The following is a 19,871-nucleotide window of genomic DNA, read 5'->3' as shown; positions in this document are numbered from 1 at the left end:
TTACTTTTAAATGTTTTTCTAAAAAATAAAGATGACCACATCTGCAGTACCTATTAATGAAAATTTCCGACTAGAGGCTTTAAAGTCACTTGAAGTTCTTGATACCGAATCTCAATCTGAATTTGATGAAATTACAGCTTTAGCGGCATACTTATGTGATACAAATATTGCTGTCATCTCATTAGTAGATAGCGACAGACAATGGTTCAAAGCGAAACATGGTATCAACAAGACCTGTCAAATCCCAAGGGAAAATTCTCTATTTTCTCATGCTATTTTAGATCCTGATCATACTTTGATAGTAGAAGATGTTAGTAAAGATAAGCGATTTAATAAAGCTCCTATATTTCTTGAAGATACTCATGTCTTATTTTATGCAGGCGTGCCTCTCGTTGACAAAAATGGATTTGCTTTAGGCACTTTATTCATTGTTGATGATAAACCTAGATCTCTAACAGAAAAGCAACTAGAATCTTTAAAGGCATTTGCAAAACAGGTTGTTATTCTTTTCGAACTCAATAAAAAAAATAATGACTTAGAGAAGATTCAAAAAAAACTTAAGAAAAGAAATGAATCATTACGAGAGTTCGCAAAAGTGATATCTCACGATCTAAAAATGCCATTAGCAAATATTATCACTTCTACAGATTTATTAAAGCTTTTACTAAATGATAAATTAGATGAAGACAGTAAACAATATTTTGAATATATCAAAGCTTCTTCTTTTTCTATGAGTAGTTATATAAGTGATGTATTGCAGCATTATGAAAGTGAAAATCTAATCAACTCTCAACCGGAAAATTTTGATTTAAATGATCTACTCAAAGAAGTAATCGAATTTTTGAGCATCAAATCTGATTGTGATATTAGTTTTCCAAAAGGAGATACAACTATTGAGTGTAACAAATCAGCTTTAAAACAAGTTTTTGTAAATCTAATTAGTAACAGTATTAAATATAATGATAAAGAAAAATTGATCATCTCTATTGATTTTAATAAAGATGATATGTTCTATTATTTTAGCATTGCTGATAATGGTATGGGAATTCCTAATGATAAAATTGAAACCATTTTTGAACTCTTTACAACTGCTAATACCACAGACAAAGATGGTAATAAAGGAAACGGTATCGGTCTATCTACTGTAAAAAAATTAGTTACAAGCTTAGGAGGATGTATAAAGGTTTCTTCTAAAGAAAAAATAAGCACAACATTTGAGTTTTCTATAAAAAAATGCAAGAAGCAAACGAATACTTCAAAATCAGCTTAACTCCTCTCCTATTTTAATGCTATTAACCTTGGTTAATAAATCTTTTAAGTCTATTTAATTATACAAGTTTAACCTTTTCTTAAGGTTTTAGTTCCTATCTTTGATTTCAACAAATCAAAAATTTACAATTATGAAAAAACTTTTTTTCCTAGTGATTGCTTGTATTGGTTTTGCAGTTACTACTACTAATGCTCAAGGAATTAAATTTGGTATTAAAGGTGGGCTTAATTTTGCAAATTTCAATGAACTCAAAAATAGTGATTTAGACATTGACACAGATTCTCGAACAGGATATCATATTGGTGCTGTATTACAACTTGGTTTAACAGAATCATTCGCTATCCAACCAGAAGTACTATACTCAGCACAAGGAACTGATGATCTAGATGTTGATTATCTTAATATTCCTGTGCTTGCTAAGTTCAAATTTGCCAAGTTTTTAAGTATTGAAGCTGGTCCTCAATTTGGTTTTGTTGTTAATGACGATATTGATAAAGCTTTTGATGAAATTGTAGATAGTGCTGAGGCAGAAAGCTTCGATCTAAGTGGTGCTATAGGTGCAGGTGTAGAATTTGGTCCTTTCTTCGGACAATTACGTTATAACTTTGGTCTTACAGATGTTGTAGACGGTTTTGATGGAAGAAATACTGCATTTCAGGTATCTGTTGGATACTATATCTTTTAGTCAATAATATATTCAATATAAAGTGAGAGGCAGAAACTAAAGTTTCTGCTTTTTTTATTGTCCAAACCTTTGTTAAAATTGCTTTTATAAGAAAAAGGATACGTAACTTTATGTAATCAACAAACATTTTCACTCTCACCTAATTAGTTGATCCTTAGCATTACATGGTTAATATGAATTCAATCTGGAAACGTAGAGTTATTCAGGCATTCTTTGCTTATAAACAAAGAAAAGCCAAAAATATTCCTAAAGGAAATTCTAAACGATTTTCAGAAAACTTAAAAATAGATTTTATTTCATGGGTCAAAGATGTTTTGCTTATAGCTCTTGGGGTTATTGCTGCTGCTTTTGGCCTTGAAAGTTTTCTTCTTCCAAATAACTTTATTGATGGTGGAGTAACAGGAATTTCTTTATTAATTTCGGAACTTACTACAATACCGCTCTACATTCTAATTTTAGCTATTAATATTCCCTTTATCTTCTTGGGTTTTAGAGTCATCGGAAAACGCTTTGCCATACGTGCTATTATTGCTATTTCTGGACTTGCTTTTGTTCTGGCTTTTTTCAATTTCCCCGAAGTTACACAAGATAAATTATTGGTTTCTGTATTTGGAGGATTTTTTCTTGGTGCCGGAATCGGGCTTTCGGTAAGAGGTGGTAGTGTTCTTGACGGAACAGAAGTACTAGCTATTTTTATGAGTAAAAAACTAAGTACTACTGTAGGTGATGCTATTACTATAATTAACATTATTATTTTTTCTGCAGCAGCCTATTTTTTATCTATTGAAACTGCATTGTACTCTATGCTTACTTATTTGGCAGCATCAAAAACACTAGATTTTGTAATCGAAGGAATCGAAGAATATACAGGGGTTACAATTATTTCTGAACACAATCAGAAAATCATGAACATGGTAGCACACAAAATGCGTAGAGGTATTACAATTTATAAAGGACGCCAAGGATATATGGATTACAAAAATCTTACTGATATTGATATTTTGTATACTGTTGTAACACGTTTAGAAATCAGCAAGTTAAATACCGAAATTGAAAAAATAGACCCTAATGCATTTGTAATTATGCATAGTATAAACGATACACGAGGAGGCATGATCAAAAAGAAAACAGAACATATCGACAAAGTAGAAGAAAGAAATTCTATGAAAAATTATTTTAAATAAAATGTTTATTCAAAAATCATAAATCCTAAATCTTGATTATATTTGAAAAACTATAAATTGGAATGCAATTTAAACACCCAGAATTTCTCTACGCTTTATTCGCTCTTATTATTCCTATTATAGTTCATCTATTTCAATTAAGACGTTTTCAAAAGATTGAATTTACTAATGTTGAGTTTTTAAAAGCTGTCGCCCTACAAACAAGAAAAAGTTCTCAAATAAAAAAATGGCTCACCCTACTCACCAGATTACTTTTAATTGCATCTATTATTTTAGCTTTTGCACAACCTTTTTTTGCATTAGAAGAAGTAGTTGGTAAAAAAAATGAAACCGTAATTTATCTTGATAATTCTTTTAGTATGCAAGCAAAAGGAGCTAATGGCCCCTTGCTAAAAAGAGCCATTCAAGAAATATTAAGTGAGCTTCCCGAAGAAGAAAACATCTCTCTTTTTACCAATGCCGAAACATTCAAAAACGTTTCTAAAAAAGATATCCAAAATGATTTACTACAATTAGACTACTCCTCTAATCAAATAAGTTATAGTGCAGCATATTTAAAAGCAAAGCAACTGCTAAGTTCGTCGCCGGAAACCTTAAAGAGAGTTGTTTTGGTCTCAGATTTTCAACAAAAAGACAAAAGCTTCATTCTTCCTGAAGATACTGATATAAAATCAACTTTAGTTCAATTACAGCCCGTAAACAAACAAAACATAGCTATAGATAGTCTTTATTTAAAGCGCGATAGTAATAATGAACTCACTATCAATGCTGTTGTAAGTAATACTGAAACGAATCTTGAAAATACTTCCATTGCATTATATAATGATGATGAATTGATTGCAAAAACAGCAATTTCAATTCCTAAAAACGGAAAATCCACTGCAAATTTTCGCTTAGAAGAAAACACCAAAATCAATGGTAAGGTGATTATTGAAGATCCTAATATTACTTTTGATAATTCTAGATATTTTACCATTAATAAACCAGAAAAAATAAAGGTTGTAGCTATAAATGAAGCTAATGATAATTTTATAAAAAATATTTTTACTCCAAATGAATTTTTGTTGACGAGCACTTCTGCACAACAACTTGATTACAATAAGCTTACAGGTGCAAGCCTGGTCATTATAAATGAGTTAAATCAAATTCCTATTTCTCTTATTAATGCATTAAAATCTTTTTCTGATCAAGGGGGAGTTATTTGCTTCATACCGGCTAGTAGTGCAGATCAGGCATCTTATAAACAATTTTTTACATTGTTTGGTAACCAAGGATTATTCTTTGAAAAACTTCAAGAAAAACGAATAACATCTATCAATTTTTCTCATCCTCTATACAAAGGTGTATTTGATAAACAAATTGTTAATTTTCAATATCCAAAAGTCAATAGTTATTATCAAACTAATGCTACCAATACCATACTCTCTTTTGAAGACAGTAGTACTTTTTTATATAAATACAATAATTTATATGTATTTACCGCAGCTATAAATATTCAAAATTCTAATTTCAAAAATTCTCCTTTAATTGTTCCTACACTATATCAAATCGGTAAACAAAGCTTACAAAATACAGATATATCGTATACTATAGGGCAAACTAATGCTTTCGATGTTCCTATTTCACTAGATCAAGATGGGGTACTATCATTAGTTTCTGATAAGGAAAACATTATTCCTCTACAGCAGAGTTTTTCTACCAAAGTTCGCATTACAACAGATGAAGTCCCAACTAAAGCAGGTATTTACACTATTAAGAACAAAGAAAATAGTATACAATCAGTAAGTTACAATTATGATAATTCAGAAAGTGACTTACAATATTATAACTTAAAAACAACAGCTTCATACCAAGTACTTCCTTCTGTCAGCGAACTTTTTGAACAAATAAAAGAAGAGACAACTGTAAATGAACTTTGGAAATGGTTTGTTATTTTTGCGCTAATCTTTTTATTAATTGAAATTTTGTTATTAAAATACCTAAAATGAACTTCTTATTAAAGGCAGCTACTGTAATTGATCCTAAATCTACTTTTCACCAGCAAACGGTTGATATTCTTACAGAAAACGGGATAATTACAGATATAAATACCAATATAAAAGCTACTGGTGATATAAAAGAAGTAAAATTAGATAATCTCTATATCTCGCAAGGATGGTTTGATAGTAGTGTTAGTTTTGGAGAACCTGGATATGAAGAAAGAGAGACTATTGCAAACGGACTTGATGTAGCAGCAAAAAGTGGTTTTACGACAATTACACTTCATCCTAATACAATGCCGATATCGGATCATAGTGGGGCCATAGGTTTTTTGCTAGCCAAAACAGCCCAGCATCCTGTAAAAGCTTATCCAATAGGAGCATTAACTGTTGAATCAAAAGGAATTGATCTTGCCGAATTATACGACATGCGACAAGCTGGAGCTATCGCTTTTGGTGATTATAAAAAATCAATACGAAATCCAAATTTACTGAAATTAGCATTATTATATGCTCAAAACTTTGATGGTCTAATAGTATCATTTCCTCAAGAAAATCAAATTGCAGGAAAAGGTATTGTTAATGAAGGTAAACATAGTACTCTCTTAGGATTAAAAGGTATCCCTTCTTTAGCTGAAGAAATGCAAATATCCAGAGATCTTTTTTTACTAGAATACACAGGAGGAAAACTACACATTCCTAATATTTCTACCGCAAAATCGGTGGCATTGATACGTGAAGCAAAAGCCAAAGGATTACAAGTAAGCTGTAGTACAACAGTTCATCATATTGCCTTAACAGACGAAAAATTAACAACTTTTGATACAAATTATAAAGTATTACCACCATTACGAACTATAGATGATCAAAAAGCATTGATAGCAGGTATTCAAGATGGAACAATCGATATGATTACCAGTGATCATCAACCTATTGATATAGAACATAAAAATGTTGAATTCGATAATGCTGCATATGGTACAATTGGTTTAGAGAGTGCTTTTGGTGTTCTAAACCATACTTTGGGTATAGAAAAAACCATTGAAATGCTCACAAATGGAAAATCAATATTCAAAATTGAAAGTAACGTAATTGCAAAAAATAACAAAGCTAACTTTTCTCTTTTTACTCCAAATGGAGATAGTACTTTTACAAATAATCATGTATTATCAACTTCAAAAAACAGTATCTTTTTTAACCATGCTATAAAAGGTAACGTTTATGGAATATTGGTAGACAACGATATTATATTACAAGAAAATAGCTAATACTATAAAATCATCTTTATGGAATCTGATTACGAAAAACAAGGAAAGACACCAGCTATTGTATCTTATATCACTTTAATCGGTACTATAATAGCCTTTTTTATGAATCAAGAGCATAAAAATCAATTTGCGAGTTTTCATATTAGGCAGGCATTAGGATTATGGATCTCTTTTTACCTATTGGTAGCAATAGCAAATATTTTTGGTAATATGATGATTCATTTTTCGTTTTATATTTTTTCTATAGTACTTATTGTTTATGGTCTCATTACTGCGATCAAAGAAGAACAAAAACCAGTTCCTATTATTGGTGAATATTTTCAAAAGTGGTTTACTTTTATCAAATAACTATGATAAAAAAGCAATCGTACTCATCACAGTACAATTGCTTTACGTTACTAAAAAATTATATTTAATGTACTGAAAATGATGTTATTTTTAAATCGCCGGATAATTTTATTTCCAGCATAAAAGAATCAACATCAGTTTGTATTAAATAACGTTTTACTCCTTCTTCTTCCATCATAAAATCAAATTCTCCACTTGGAGCACCAAATTCTTTAACAGTGCCTGTTAATAATTCTTTTATCTTCTCTGCAGATAAGGTTGTTTGTAGATCAGTAGAAAATAAATCAAATACTTTTTTTTCATCACCGGTTTTAAAAGCTTCTATAGCAGTTGTTATACTCTTGTCATAATCTGCATCGGTTTGGGCAAAACCGAAGTGGAAGCCAAATAGCAGTAATACATAGGTTAATTTCCTCATGATATTTGGGTTAAAAATGTAATATTAAACTAAAAAAATCTAATACAATTTAACAATATTTTAGATACTGATAACCTTTTTAGAAAGAAAAAATTTAAATTACATTTTTACCATAATTCACTTATGTTTTCTCTGTTTTAAAGGGCTTACAAATCATCTATAAAAATTCAAAACAGTAAAAACGCATCAAAAAATTAACAAATCATTGATGAATTTATAAAAAGAAAAAAAGCACGTTCATATCATATGAACATGCCTTTTCCTAATTAAAACTTATGAGATTATAGTTTTACCTTTTCATACAGATTTGTTACATCATTAAATGCTTTTGTAAGTTCATTACTTAATCTATACATATCTGCTTGTTTGATCTTTTGGTTGAATAAATCACTTTTTCTCGATTTAATCTGATCCCATTTAGACATCGCTACACCAAGTTTTTCGTCTATTCTGTTATTATTAAAGTTAGAAATCAATAGCATACTAATCGCTCCATCTAACTCATTATAAACATTCTTAAGCATTTGCTCAGAGTTTTTATCCTTGAGTGTAGGTTGATTTGCAAAATAATATAAAGCTAATCGTTGTGATAACATACGCTGTCTACCTGATATATTTATTATCTTTTTAAGTTCTGTATCATCTTCTCCATAACTATCATCATCCATTACATCTGCATTAGATGAATTTGCTCCTTTAGATTCTAATATTATTGCAGATACAACATTATTAGTCGATTTAAGTAGATCTGTATTAATTTCTATTAGCTTCTTAGCATTGTCATAGTTAGGAGTCGTTTCAATCAACTTTTTATATTCTTTCCAAAGTGATTCTACTTTTGCTATTCTATCTTTAGTTAATTTATATCCTGAATTTTGTAATAGAATATTATTTTGTTTTTCAAAAATAATCTTGCTAGTCAGCAAATCTCTTTTTGCTTTTACATCACTTGGGTTTTCAACAATATATAGGTAAGCTTTTGCTATTTTTTGACTAAGCATACGCTGTTTTCCGGATACATTTACCGCTTTATTGAAATTTAACATCCCAAATGTATTGCTTTGTTGGGCAATAAGTTCTGTCGCTGGTAACATTATCACTAAAAGGAATAAAGTTACCGTAAGTTTGATTGTAAAAATATTTTTTTTCATCTGTTTAAATTTTAAATTATTTAGTATTCAGATAAAATTGCATAGTAATTTTTCCTTGAGGGGCACTGGGAATTATTAGTTACGCTAATCTCATATGATTTTAATTATTAGTTATTTGTTGATTTACAAAGGAGGACTAATACTCTTCTATTGCAAATTTTGAGATCTTCATATCCTGTGATAGTTGAATAACTATTACAGAGGATGCATTTTCAAATTCTGATAAGTATCTTCGCCCGGAATCATCTTCGACCAAGAAAGTAGACTCTCCTACTACTTTTCCTTTTTGGGTATAAGTATCTTCTACAAGAGCTTTTAATTGATCTAGAGAAATTGTGGATTGTAAGTCACTCGAAAACAAACCAAAGATCGCATTCGAATCTTTGTTGTTATATCCATCGGCAACTGTTTTGAGAGTATTCTCATAATCACTATCGGTTTGTGCAAAACCAAAAGTTGCAAGAAACAAAAACACAATCGTGTAGGTAATTTTATTCATAGTATTTGGGGTTTGTGGTTAAACTTGGGACTAAATTAAAAGTACATCCCTTTTTATTTGGGTTTAGGTCGATATAAAAACCGTTTAATTCGATGAAATGCATTTTTATGCCGATAAACGCTTTTTATTTTCATTAACAATCAGCCTGTAAAATCAATTTTAAAAAAATATTTCATTAAACCCTGATTATTAATATTTTACAAATCAAATATATTAAAAATTACGTTAAAACCGTAATTTTAAAGCAAACTAACCACAATATTAATACCAAGAAGTTAACATTATATTATGAAAAACATCCTGAAAATGTTAAAAAAAACAGCGGTAGCAAGGGCTTTGACGCTATTACCTAGTTTGTATTCTTAAAGAAAAAATATGGAGTTATTTTTTTTAAAATCAATAAGTTTTAAGAAAAAAGTATAGATTTTAAGAGTTTTTTACTAGTCAAAAAAAGTAAAATTAATGTAATTTTGTTATTCTCACTCTAAATAATATCAATACATAAGTCATGAAACTCCTGTTCAAAAGATTAAAAACACTTATTTTTGTTTTTTAAAAGAGCTATAAACTACTATTATATTAAGTATCTTATCTAAATGTCTACAAAAACACTTTCTCTTCATCATATTATAAAAGAATCCAAAATAAAAAGTGAAAAAAAACCTGTATTATTTATGTTTCACGGTTATGGAAGTGATGAAAATGATCTTTTTTCTTTTGCAGGAGAGCTTCCTGAGGAGTTATTTATCATTTCTGTTAGAGCTCCTTACCCTATGCAACCTTATGGTAATGCATGGTATGCAATTTATTTTGATGCTGCGCAAGGAAAATTTAGTGATGATAAACAGGCAATACTATCAAGAGACAAAATAGCAAACTTTATAGATGAAGCCGTACAAGCCTACAATCTTGATTCGGACAATGTGACTTTGCTAGGATTTAGTCAAGGTACAATACTTAGTTATGCCGTTGCGCTATCATACCCCGAGAAAATAAAAAATGTAATTGGTCTTAGTGGTTATCTTAATCAAGATATCCTCAAAGAAGGATACGAGAAAAATGATTTTTCGAACCTAAATGTATATTCTTCACATGGTAGTGTAGATCAAGTAATACCAATAGAATGGGCAAGAAAAATACCTGAATCACTTTCAAAATTAGGAATAAAAACATCATTAAATGAATTCGCCGTAGGGCATGGTGTAGCTCCTCAAAATTTTTATCAGTTTAAAGACTGGCTAATTAAGAATATATAAAAGCTCTTATCTGTCGACAATTAACATCTAATTATATTGAAAATGAACTAAAAAGGAATAAATAGTAAAAGCTTTTATAAAAACACCAAATTGGTATCATGATATTAATTTAGGGCTACTCCAGTACATACAAAACTGTATATACGTCCCAAAAACGTTGATTTTACTTCACTTCTAGACCAATTAGAAAATATACTGCCCTTTACATTCTACATTAAATTCAAAAATCGAAAATCGTAATACTTTATATTAAAATGATTTGTATGCAAATAATGAAAACTAATAAGGCAATATAAACTTTAAGCAGTAGTATTCATAAGAATTGAGTAGAGGGTTAGAAATTAAACAGGAATAACTATCAAAATAATATTAGAAATACATACAAAACCGATCAAATACAAAATCCCTGTTTACGGGGTATCCTTGACATATTAATCTTTTTACATTTGAAAAAAAAGTATGATCTATACAATTACTACATATTTTGATCCTGTAGGAAGCAAATTCATCTCTAATAAATGTCCAAATTGTGGTAATTCAGAATCTTTGGAATTAAATTTCTATCAGAAAAGAATTGAGAGTCCTTTCTCTACAAAAATCACAAAAAATATAACAGGAATACTATATTGTCACAATACTGAAACTGAAATCCCACCTGTTCAATGGAGTGAAGATATCGAACGTATTTTCAATACTGAAAAACAATATCTAAAACTTCGACCAAAAAAAACAACATTTAATAAATGGTTTTATGGATTATTAGCTTTTCTGGCAATAACATCTATAACGATTGTAAGTTTTCTTGTTATTGAGGCAAATAGAATTAAAAAACTAGAGGAAGGTGTACAGAATGTTTCTACTGGAAATACATTTGAAGTTTTTTATAGTAACAGTGATATCCCGGATTTACCTCTTGGAGTTACAACCTGGTTTTTAGTAAAAAAAATTGATGGTGATACAATTTGGTTGCAACGTCATAACAAAATAGCAAACAAACAGTCTATGAGTTTTGAACTTAATACATCTAATTTTACTGAAGAAGTTTTACGAGCATCATTAAAAGAATTTAAAAAACAAAATTTGATTAGTCATGACTATTCGAAAGCAAAATTTACAGGGCTAATAACAAATATAAAAAAGAAGTAATATGGAAAATATGTATAGTGATAAATCGGATAAAAATCCATACAAACCCTTTTATAAAATGGCACTACTTGGTCTTGGGTTGATAGCTTTTGGAATTTTTATATACTTTGACTTAAAAGCATGGGAGAATTCTAATGAGCAAAAATATATGAATAGCCTACTCTGGGGGTTATATGATCTTGGAGGCAAATTAACCGTTAGTGGATTTTTCTGGGTTATTGGACTTGCATTGATTCTAATGGGAGCAAAAAAGTCTAAAGAATTAAAACGCCTAAGTACAAATAAAAAGAAGTAAGCTCATTCAATATATTATATTCATAGATTTCATAAATATATAGAGCTTACTTTTTACAGCTGTGCTGATTTCTTCTCAACAGAGTTTCAAGATTACATTTAATAAGAGCTTTGAAGGCATTTTTATTTCAGTTTAAAAGACTGTTGTTGTAATATTTGTTCTAACATCTCTCCCATTTTGCTGTAAACATTTTGAAATAGAAAGCCTCCCATACTTATACGTTTAACCCCTAACTCTTGTAATACATTAAAATTTGGCAAAGCCGGCATCCACATAACATTAATTGGTAAAGAGGTACTCTCTACAATTTTACGTATATCTTCCTTATCCTGAATGCAAGGAACAAAAACACCTTCGATCTCAACATCTTCATATATCTTGATACGCTGTAATGTTTCTTCTACAGGGTTTTGAACACCTAGTAAAAAAGCATCTGTTCTAATATTTATAAACATAGAAATACCTTCATCTTTGAGCTCTTTTTTTACCAGAGTAAGTGTTTTTGCAAATTCTTCTGCTGTGATAAAATCACGATGATCAGTTACAACAGTATCTTCAATATTTATACCAACTACTCCTAACTTTGCCAATTCTTTAATATGATGAGCTATAGCTTTTGGATCTCTGCTATATCCTGATTCAATATCAACAGTAAGCGGTAAATGGCTATTTGCAGAAATCTTCTTTACTACATATAACAATTCAGAGAAACTAATCTCTTCTCCATCTTGGTACCCAAAAATTTCAGCAATTGCAGCACTTGAAGTTCCTATTGCTTTAAAGCCCATTTTTTCTGCCATAATAGCGCTAGGCACATCCCAAACATTACAAATAAGGAGAGGGTCATTCTGATAATGCAATTCTTTAAATTTCATTTTATACAGTTTAGTAGTTTATAATTCTATTAAAAAAATCAATTCAAAAGTAGGAGGAGTAATTTCTAAAAAGTTGTTATTTTACGACAAAATGAAATATTGAGTTTATGGAAATACTTTCTAATCACCTTATTCATCTTATTGAGTATGCACAATGCAAACAAATTAAAACTCAACAAATAGAAAGACCCAAAGAAAATAGTTATATCAAGATGTCTGATTACTTTGCATATTACAGACAATTATTCTTGGCATCCAGTGATCCTTATTTTGGGTTACATTTTGGGTCTTTTCTTAATCTTAGAGTATTAGATTCTGTATATGAAGTATCTCTTGCCGCAATCAATATTGATCAAGTAATACATTTTTGGAAAGACTACGCTAAAAATAATTTTCCTTCTTTATTATTTACGACTTCAAAAACTGAAGACGGTTATGTTTTAGAGTTTGATTTAAAGACTGAGTACAAAGAGATCAAAGATCAGGTTTTAGATACCTTTTTTACTTTTACTGTTAGAGAATTAAAGCTTATGATTGATATTGAACAAGTTGATATAGCTTTACCTTACCATCAACCTGATGAGTTTGCTCAATGGTACAACAGACCTATTCTCAAAAAATCAAAACACTCATTTATCTTCAAAAATAAGTTTCAAGATATCGAGATCAATACAAACAGAAAAACTGAAATAGAAATTGTACTTCCAAAATTTCTCAGAATGCTATCAAATGGCAAAACAGAATATCAACCTTTTGCCTTGTCTGTAAGAAACATGGTATTAAACATGTGTAATCCTGAAATCCCCAACCTTCATCGAGTAGCTTCTCAATTTTTGATGACAGAAAGAACATTACAAAGAAGATTAAAAAACGAAGGAAAAACATTTAGAGATATTACGAATGAGATCAAAAGAGAACTTTATTTTTATTTAAAAAAAGGAAAAAAAATCAAAATGAAAGATATATCCTATTTACTAGGGTATACAGATACTAGTTCTTTGCTACACGCCGTACAAAAGTGGAAATCGATACATTAACGGGTCACACACCATGTAATAGAATTCTCAATCGTAAAAACTGAGCTAAAATATTCATATCTTCATACCAAAAAAAGAAAATTGAATAATGAAAAAAGAAGAATACAAAATCTACATCATTGGTGCAGGCATCAGTGGTCTTATTGCAGCAAAAGTTCTCGAAAATTATGGATATTCACCCACTATTCTTGAAGCTTCTGATCGTGCAGGCGGAAGAGTTCAGACAGATAATATTGAAAATTACGCTCTAGATCATGGTTTTCAAGTATTATTAACCGCTTATCCGGCTGCTCAAAAGTATCTGGATTTCTCTACACTTTCATTACAAAAATTTCTTCCCGGTGCTACTATATTCAAAAATAAGCAACAAAAAACCATAGGAGACCCTACTCGTAACTTGTCTTTATTATTACCTACTTTATTTGCTAATATTGGTTCTTTCTCTGACAAAATCAAGATCTTAAAACTTAATAAAAAACTTAAAAAGAAATCGATAGATGCGATCTTTAAAGAAAAGGAGACCAGCACTCTAGCATATCTAGAAGATTTTGGATTTTCTACACAAATTATTGAAGATTTCTTTAAACCATTTTTTAGTGGTATTTTTTTAGAATCCAAACTAGATACATCGAGTAGAATGTTTGAGTTTGTATATAAAATGTTTGGAGAAGGCTATGCAGCTCTCCCAAAAGATGGAATTAATGCTATCACTAATCAACTTGTTAGTAATCTGAAAAAAACAGATTTTAGATATAATAATCGTGTTCAAAAAGTCGAAGACAAAAAGATAACTCTAGACAACGGAGAGCAAATAGAGGCTCATTTTACTATCATAGCAACAGAAGCCAGTCCTCTATTACAAAACTTAAAAAATCAAAAAGAGGAATGGCAAAGCTGTGATACTTTATATTTTGAATGTGATCATAGAAGTATACAAAAACCATTAATTGGTTTAATTGCAACTTCTGACGCTTTGATCAATAATATATTTTATCATACTAGCTTTGATACCAATACTCACAAAAAACAACTCCTATCGGTAACTATTGTAAAACCTCATCAACTAACACAAGAAAAACTGATAGAAAAAGTAAAACAAGAATTATCTGAATATTGTGATATCAATGTTTCAAAGTTTTTAAAACATTATAACATTCCAAAAGCACTGCCAAAACTTGAAAACATACAAGGATACATCATGCCATCAGAAACAAAAATAACCACTACAATTTTTCTAGCCGGTGATGTATTACTTAATGGTTCTCTGAATGCTGCGATGCTTTCTGGAGAGAGTGCCGCTTTAGGAATAGTAGAAACGCTAGAAGATGGATTAGTTGTAGAAGAATTTACTTCAGAATTTAATTAAATTACCTCATATTGATATTTTTTCAGCAATTCTATATCAACAAACTCTATAGATTTTTGATGACAACTTTCAAGAATAACAGGAGGAGCTTTTCCTTCTTTTTCAGCTTGTAACCATCTGGAAACACAGAGACACCATTTGTCTCCAGCATGCAACCCGGGAAAATTCCAATATGGTACTGGTGTAGAAAGATCATTTCCCATAGATTTTGTATATTCCAAAAACTCTTGTGTCATGATCGCACAAATTACATGTGTACCAACATCATCTTTTCTTGTTTTACAGTATCCATCCCTAAAATACCCTGTTAGAGGGTCATAGCAACACGGTTGCAAAGGTTTCCCTAACACGTTCAGCGTTTCTTCCATAATTTATATAGAATCTACATGTGGGTATTGTTGATCGTACTCAACTTTGAGTCTGGTCAACTTCGCGAAGAATGAGGTATTTTCTTTGTGAGTTATATTATTCTTATAATGAATAAATCTTCCTTGCGCATGAATGCTTACTCCGTTTGTTTTATACATATAAAACTGGTAGTAAGGGATCACCCAGGTGAACCTTTGTAATCCTTTAGTTATTCCAACAAGAATTCCTCTGGGGCGCAGTTCGATGTTACTATAACTCACATCAGATACTCGATTGAGGTATTTAACCAAATTGGGACTCACCTCATCAATGATCATTCGCTTTGATCCTATTCCTTTCATCTTTAGGCTTTGGAAGAAAGAAAAAGGCTTCCCAACAGTATCATCAATGAGTTTCTTATTATCCTTATTTGTATATGTAGTTTCTAAGACCATAAGAAAATAGAATATCAAATTATTACTTTATATAACAATTTTCAAAACCCTACTTAATCTATAGGAGCTCCCTTTAAACGTTTTTCTATTTTACGTTTTTTTTCTGTTACTAATTTCATAACATCCATAATCTTAGGATCTTTGGTTTCTTTATAAACCTCATTTAGAGCAAGTACGAGAGATTTAGCTTCTCTAGAAGCTTCTACTCTATCACTCAGACTCATGTTAGTCATTTTACGACTTTCAAATTCTAAAGCTTTTTCTATTAACTCCATAACTATAATTTTTTAATTTAAAGGTACAAAACGTCCAATAATTTTCTATTATCGATTAGACAAAATTAACTTTTATTATATAAATAAATATTTTTTATTAATATTTTAATACTTAAAGAAAAATAAATAAGTAATCTGCTGGTTATCAAAATGTAGTATTTTGTTATTTTAAACCATTAATTATGAAACGAGCAATTATAATCGTTAGTTTTATTTTAGCATCAACAACATTGTTCTTTTGTTCAGATGATGACTCTAATACAAATAGTAATGGTGAAGATGGAAATGAAACACCTGTAGAAGCTACCAGAACTGTGATAGAAACTCTAAGTGTACCATGGGAAATTATTTGGGGGCCTGACAACTTTTTATGGGTTACAGAACGTAATGGAAAAATAAGCAGGATCAATCCAGATACTGGAACACAACAAGAGTTACTTACTATCAATGCCGTAACTAGTATTCAAGAAAGTGGTTTATTGGGTATGGTTTTACACCCTGATTTTGAAACCAACCCTTATTTATATGCTGTATACACTTACGAAAATGGAAATCAATTATTAGAACGATTAGTTCGATTTACATATACGAATGATTCGCTATCAGACGAAACTATTTTGCTTGATAATATTCCTGCAAATAGAATTCATAATGGGTCTCGTATTTTTATTTCTGAAGATTTAAAATTGTTTATGTCTACCGGTGATGCCGGAAATATCTCGTTATCCCAAGACATGAATTCTCTGGCCGGTAAAATTTTAAGAATCAATCTCGATGGCACTATCCCTTCTGATAATCCTTTTACCAATAGTTATATTTATAGCTTAGGACACAGAAACCCACAAGGTCTTGTGTTACATCCAAATGGCAACATTTATAGTTCTGAACACGGTCCTGATACAGACGATGAGATCAATATCATCGCATCTGGCAAAAACTATGGGTGGCCTAATGTAAAAGGCATTATAGATGATATCGATGAAGAAGTTTTTGCGCAAAAAACAGAAATCATCCCTCCTATCTTCAGTTGGACACCCACAATTGCTCCTTCTGATATTACGTATTATGATAAAGATAAAATCCCCGAATGGTCAAATAAGTTGCTTCTTACAGTCTTAAAAGATAAGAGAATTATTGCACTTACCCTTAATGCAGACGGGAGTCAAATTACCAACGAAGAAGTATTCTTTGATCAGCAATTTGGACGTATACGAGATATTGCCATTGCTCGCGACGGACGTGTTTTTATAGCCACCAATGGAGAGTCTTATGGGGATACCAGTAACACACATCGCATAATAGAAATCAATAAAATTGAGTAGTGTTCTATAGAAATTAATTTGAAAACTTCTTAAAGTTATCTGATTTTAAATAATATCGTAGACAATTAGAGTTCAATATAAATTTGTTTTGTTTTTGAAGAATTCCAATCAATATCAAAGACTACAGTATTATTTTCTTCATTCCAATCAAAGGATATAGGTTTTTCTTCAATTTGTATTGATTTAGGCTGAACAGAAATATTATGTATTATCAAATTTACATTTCGTTGTTGTGCTATGTAAGATTTTCCTGTTGTAGCAGATAATGTAATGACAATCTTATTATCCAGAATCTTACTATCAAATTTTAATAATTCGAATGCTCCTTTATGATACGCATCGGGTGTTTTACCATCATCATCATACAATGTACCGGAACTTTCTTTGGTCGTTTCATCATAATAGAAATGTAAATTAAATGTTTTGATAGTATATTCTTCTGTATTTTGAATAGGGTTTATAGTAGGTATAAATCCCCCTGCTTTTACAAAAACAGGAATATGCTCTTCTGTGACTGTTACTGTTTTATAACTACCTCCTTCTATTTTTTTATCTGTAAAAAAGTCATACCAATTATTTCCTTCTGGAAAAGGAATATCCATAGAAACCACTCCTGGTTTTACTACCGGAGTTACAAGCAAATCATCGCCCCACATATAGGTAAAACTGATATCATACAACTCTTTATTTTCTTTTTTATCAAAAAACAAAGGTCGCATAAGGGGCATCCCTTGCGTATGGTTATCAAAAGCAAGTGTATAATTATAAGGTAAAAGACTATATCGCAATGCTATACTCTTTTTGGCTAACGCTTTCGTTTTTTGATCATGGAAAACAGGCTCCGGAGCTATATGTTCTTGTGCATGAGGTCTGAATACAGGTTGAAAAACCCCATATTGTAACCAACGAGAATATAACTCAGGATCAAACTCTTCTCCTCCTGCAAAACCTCCTAGGTCAGAATGCATATATCCAAGCCCTTGCATCCCCATTTGTAGTGCAATCTCTGTTTGTGGTTGTAATCCTTTCCAACTTCTACTTACATCTCCCGACCAGGGAATCATACCAAATCGTTGTGAACCGGAATATCCTGCTCGCATCAAAATAAAAGGCCTCTGATCAGCAAAATCTTTTTTATACCCTTCATTAATTAATTTTGCCCAATCATGTCCATAAATATTATGTACCTGATCTGCTGTACCTGTAGCATGGTGCAGGTCTGAAGGGTGCACTTCTGGCTCTCCTAGATCTCCCCACCAACCGGCAACACCATACTCTTTTGTAAAATCTCTATAAATATTCCAGAACCACTCTGCTCCTTTGGGATTGTAAATATCTATTATACCCGTATTTCCAAAATAAAATTCATACGTAAAAGGTTCGCCTTGAGCAGTTTTGCCCAAAATTCCCTTTTGTACAGCCTCTTCCCATTTTTTTGAGGTCTTCAAAACAAAAGGCTCTGTAATCAAAACTGTTTTTATTCCTTGACTCTTAAAATCATTGATCATTTGCTTAGGATTAGGAAAAGAATCTTTTAAAAACTCTAAATTTCCCATATGTCCCTTTATATCTTTACCAAACCAATAAATATCCAACACTACAGCATCAAGTGGGATACTGTCTTTTTTAAATTTTGATATCGTTTCGCGTGTTTCTTCTTCAGAATGATACCCAAACCGACTGGCAAAATTCCCTAAAGCCCATCTTGGTGGTAAAGGTTGTTTTCCTGTAAGCTCTGTATATTGATCCATAAGGTCTCGCCAATCATCACCCGCTAAAACTTGATAGGTCTTACGGCCATTTATGGTTTCATAACTTAACGTATTATCATCTTTACTATCAATATCAAGATACCCAATAGGCGCATTATCAAAATGTACTGCATATACCTTTGAAGATAATACCAGCGGCATCGTAAAATTCATTAACTCAGAATACGTCTCGTAACCATAATGCGCCTTATTGTATAATTGTAGCCTTTTTCCCCTTCTATTCATCCCAACTACCCTTGCACCTGCTCCATAAATGACCTCATCTTTATCAAGATTAAAATTTAAAACCTCTGTCGAATCTGTTTTTATATATCCTTTATGTTCAGAAATTAATTCTTTGCCTTTATAGCTATAAGAGATATGAAAAGGATTTTGTGTTACAGATATATCAATACCGTTAGTCTGTATTGTCAATGTACTATCACTCTCTAAAACAAACAGTTTAGTTTTGACAGGTTCTTTTACTACTGCATGAGATTCTGGATTAAATTGTTCTCCATTGGGTATAAATGAAGTTTCAACAATCTTATCACTATAGTATCTAATCAGGTATTTACCTGTATCTTTAAAAATTTCGACAGAATTATCCTCTACCTTATATCCTTGATATGGGCCTTCATATTCTTTTTTGCAAGAAATACATGTTACAATAAAAAATAATAGAATGAGGATATAATAAGACGTAGATTTTTTTCTCATGGTTGAGACTGATTTTATTTGTATTGAAAGTACTCAAATATAAAAGAATCTCTACAAAAGAATCATAATAGTGCCTAGAGTCAAATAGAATTATCAAATGTTCAACAAAAATTAATGTATTCAATATAAATCACAACAAATAACTATAACGTTTGCGTAAGAATAAGATGTATTTTGTTTTTCCTATTTCTTTGCTTTTCATTTCGTCATGCTGAACTTGATT

At 30.7% G+C, this 19,871-nt stretch carries 20 protein-coding genes; 12 read left to right on the top strand and 8 right to left on the bottom strand.

Going from position 1 to position 19,871, the window contains the following annotated elements; all coding sequences use genetic code 11:
- The first annotated feature begins 31 nt into the window (after nucleotides 1-31).
- The 6 genes from FHK87_RS00320 to FHK87_RS00295 all read left to right on the top strand — a co-directional run bounded on the left by FHK87_RS00320 (nucleotide 32) and on the right by FHK87_RS00295 (nucleotide 6,734).
- On the top strand, nucleotides 32-1,270 hold the full coding sequence (locus tag FHK87_RS00320) for a sensor histidine kinase (RefSeq protein WP_226293946.1): 1,239 nt from the start codon (nucleotides 32-34) through the stop codon (nucleotides 1,268-1,270).
- A gap of 130 nt (nucleotides 1,271-1,400) precedes the next feature.
- On the top strand, nucleotides 1,401-1,955 hold the full coding sequence (locus tag FHK87_RS00315; RefSeq protein WP_140588427.1) for a porin family protein: 555 nt from the start codon (nucleotides 1,401-1,403) through the stop codon (nucleotides 1,953-1,955).
- 173 nt (nucleotides 1,956-2,128) lie between these two features.
- On the top strand, nucleotides 2,129-3,139 hold the full coding sequence (locus FHK87_RS00310; RefSeq protein ID WP_140588424.1) for a YitT family protein: 1,011 nt from the start codon (nucleotides 2,129-2,131) through the stop codon (nucleotides 3,137-3,139).
- Nucleotides 3,140-3,201: 62 nt separating this feature from the next.
- Nucleotides 3,202-5,127, top strand: coding sequence for a vWA domain-containing protein (locus FHK87_RS00305; protein ID WP_140588422.1), 1,926 nt, complete (start codon nucleotides 3,202-3,204; stop codon nucleotides 5,125-5,127).
- Entirely contained in the window at nucleotides 5,124-6,386 is a 1,263-nt protein-coding gene (locus FHK87_RS00300) for a dihydroorotase (protein ID WP_140588419.1), read from the top strand. The genes FHK87_RS00305 and FHK87_RS00300 overlap by 4 nt, the downstream gene beginning before the upstream one ends.
- A gap of 18 nt (nucleotides 6,387-6,404) precedes the next feature.
- On the top strand, nucleotides 6,405-6,734 hold the full coding sequence (locus FHK87_RS00295; protein WP_140588417.1) for a hypothetical protein: 330 nt from the start codon (nucleotides 6,405-6,407) through the stop codon (nucleotides 6,732-6,734).
- A gap of 64 nt (nucleotides 6,735-6,798) precedes the next feature.
- Here FHK87_RS00295 and FHK87_RS00290 read toward each other — a convergent pair whose 3' ends face one another.
- The 3 genes from FHK87_RS00290 to FHK87_RS00280 all read right to left on the bottom strand — a co-directional run bounded on the left by FHK87_RS00290 (nucleotide 6,799) and on the right by FHK87_RS00280 (nucleotide 8,802).
- Nucleotides 6,799-7,152 (bottom strand): hypothetical protein, encoded by a 354-nt coding sequence (locus tag FHK87_RS00290; protein ID WP_140588414.1) that lies wholly within the window; start codon nucleotides 7,150-7,152, stop codon nucleotides 6,799-6,801.
- Nucleotides 7,153-7,433: 281 nt separating this feature from the next.
- Complete coding sequence (locus tag FHK87_RS00285; protein WP_140588412.1) at nucleotides 7,434-8,303, bottom strand: type IV pili methyl-accepting chemotaxis transducer N-terminal domain-containing protein; 870 nt, start codon at nucleotides 8,301-8,303, stop codon at nucleotides 7,434-7,436.
- A 136-nt stretch (nucleotides 8,304-8,439) separates the two neighbouring features.
- On the bottom strand, nucleotides 8,440-8,802 hold the full coding sequence (locus FHK87_RS00280; RefSeq protein WP_140588410.1) for a hypothetical protein: 363 nt from the start codon (nucleotides 8,800-8,802) through the stop codon (nucleotides 8,440-8,442).
- Between the two features lie 596 nt (nucleotides 8,803-9,398).
- On the opposite strand from FHK87_RS00280, the gene FHK87_RS00275 reads away from it, so the two are divergent.
- The 3 genes from FHK87_RS00275 to FHK87_RS00265 all read left to right on the top strand — a co-directional run bounded on the left by FHK87_RS00275 (nucleotide 9,399) and on the right by FHK87_RS00265 (nucleotide 11,499).
- On the top strand, nucleotides 9,399-10,058 hold the full coding sequence (locus FHK87_RS00275) for an alpha/beta hydrolase (protein WP_140588407.1): 660 nt from the start codon (nucleotides 9,399-9,401) through the stop codon (nucleotides 10,056-10,058).
- A 459-nt stretch (nucleotides 10,059-10,517) separates the two neighbouring features.
- Entirely contained in the window at nucleotides 10,518-11,204 is a 687-nt protein-coding gene (locus tag FHK87_RS00270; protein WP_140588405.1) for a hypothetical protein, read from the top strand.
- Between the two features lies 1 nt (nucleotide 11,205).
- A complete protein-coding gene (locus FHK87_RS00265) occupies nucleotides 11,206-11,499 on the top strand; it encodes a hypothetical protein (protein WP_140588403.1) in 294 nt (97 codons plus the stop codon).
- A 122-nt stretch (nucleotides 11,500-11,621) separates the two neighbouring features.
- Here the strand turns inward: FHK87_RS00265 and FHK87_RS00260 are convergent, their stop codons facing one another.
- Nucleotides 11,622-12,374, bottom strand: a complete 753-nt coding sequence (locus FHK87_RS00260) for an isocitrate lyase/PEP mutase family protein (RefSeq protein ID WP_140588401.1) — start codon at nucleotides 12,372-12,374, stop codon at nucleotides 11,622-11,624.
- A gap of 107 nt (nucleotides 12,375-12,481) precedes the next feature.
- Between FHK87_RS00260 and FHK87_RS00255 the strand changes: the two genes are divergently transcribed.
- Complete coding sequence (locus FHK87_RS00255) at nucleotides 12,482-13,411, top strand: helix-turn-helix transcriptional regulator (RefSeq protein WP_140588399.1); 930 nt, start codon at nucleotides 12,482-12,484, stop codon at nucleotides 13,409-13,411.
- Nucleotides 13,412-13,499: 88 nt separating this feature from the next.
- On the top strand, nucleotides 13,500-14,777 hold the full coding sequence (locus tag FHK87_RS00250; protein ID WP_140588396.1) for an FAD-dependent oxidoreductase: 1,278 nt from the start codon (nucleotides 13,500-13,502) through the stop codon (nucleotides 14,775-14,777).
- Here FHK87_RS00250 and FHK87_RS00245 read toward each other — a convergent pair.
- From FHK87_RS00245 to FHK87_RS00235, 3 genes are read right to left on the bottom strand one after another with little or no spacing between them, the layout of a single operon-like run.
- A complete protein-coding gene (locus tag FHK87_RS00245; RefSeq protein WP_140588394.1) occupies nucleotides 14,774-15,145 on the bottom strand; it encodes a DUF2237 family protein in 372 nt (123 codons plus the stop codon). The genes FHK87_RS00250 and FHK87_RS00245 overlap by 4 nt on opposite strands.
- A gap of 3 nt (nucleotides 15,146-15,148) precedes the next feature.
- Nucleotides 15,149-15,580, bottom strand: a complete 432-nt coding sequence (locus FHK87_RS00240; RefSeq protein WP_140588391.1) for a hypothetical protein — start codon at nucleotides 15,578-15,580, stop codon at nucleotides 15,149-15,151.
- Nucleotides 15,581-15,633: 53 nt separating this feature from the next.
- Entirely contained in the window at nucleotides 15,634-15,855 is a 222-nt protein-coding gene (locus FHK87_RS00235; RefSeq protein ID WP_140588389.1) for a hypothetical protein, read from the bottom strand.
- Nucleotides 15,856-16,037: 182 nt separating this feature from the next.
- On the opposite strand from FHK87_RS00235, the gene FHK87_RS00230 reads away from it, so the two are divergent.
- Nucleotides 16,038-17,177, top strand: coding sequence for a PQQ-dependent sugar dehydrogenase (locus FHK87_RS00230; protein WP_140588387.1), 1,140 nt, complete (start codon nucleotides 16,038-16,040; stop codon nucleotides 17,175-17,177).
- Nucleotides 17,178-17,242: 65 nt separating this feature from the next.
- Here FHK87_RS00230 and FHK87_RS00225 read toward each other — a convergent pair whose 3' ends face one another.
- A complete protein-coding gene (locus tag FHK87_RS00225) occupies nucleotides 17,243-19,648 on the bottom strand; it encodes a glycoside hydrolase family 31 protein (protein ID WP_140588385.1) in 2,406 nt (801 codons plus the stop codon).
- Nucleotides 19,649-19,871: the final 223 nt, after the last annotated feature.

Origin of the sequence: Aquimarina algicola, assembly GCF_006443095.1 — a bacterium.
GTDB lineage: Bacteria > Bacteroidota > Bacteroidia > Flavobacteriales > Flavobacteriaceae > Aquimarina > Aquimarina algicola.
Note: the sequence above shows the minus strand (reverse complement) of the source record. Positions and strands in the feature narration are given on the sequence as shown.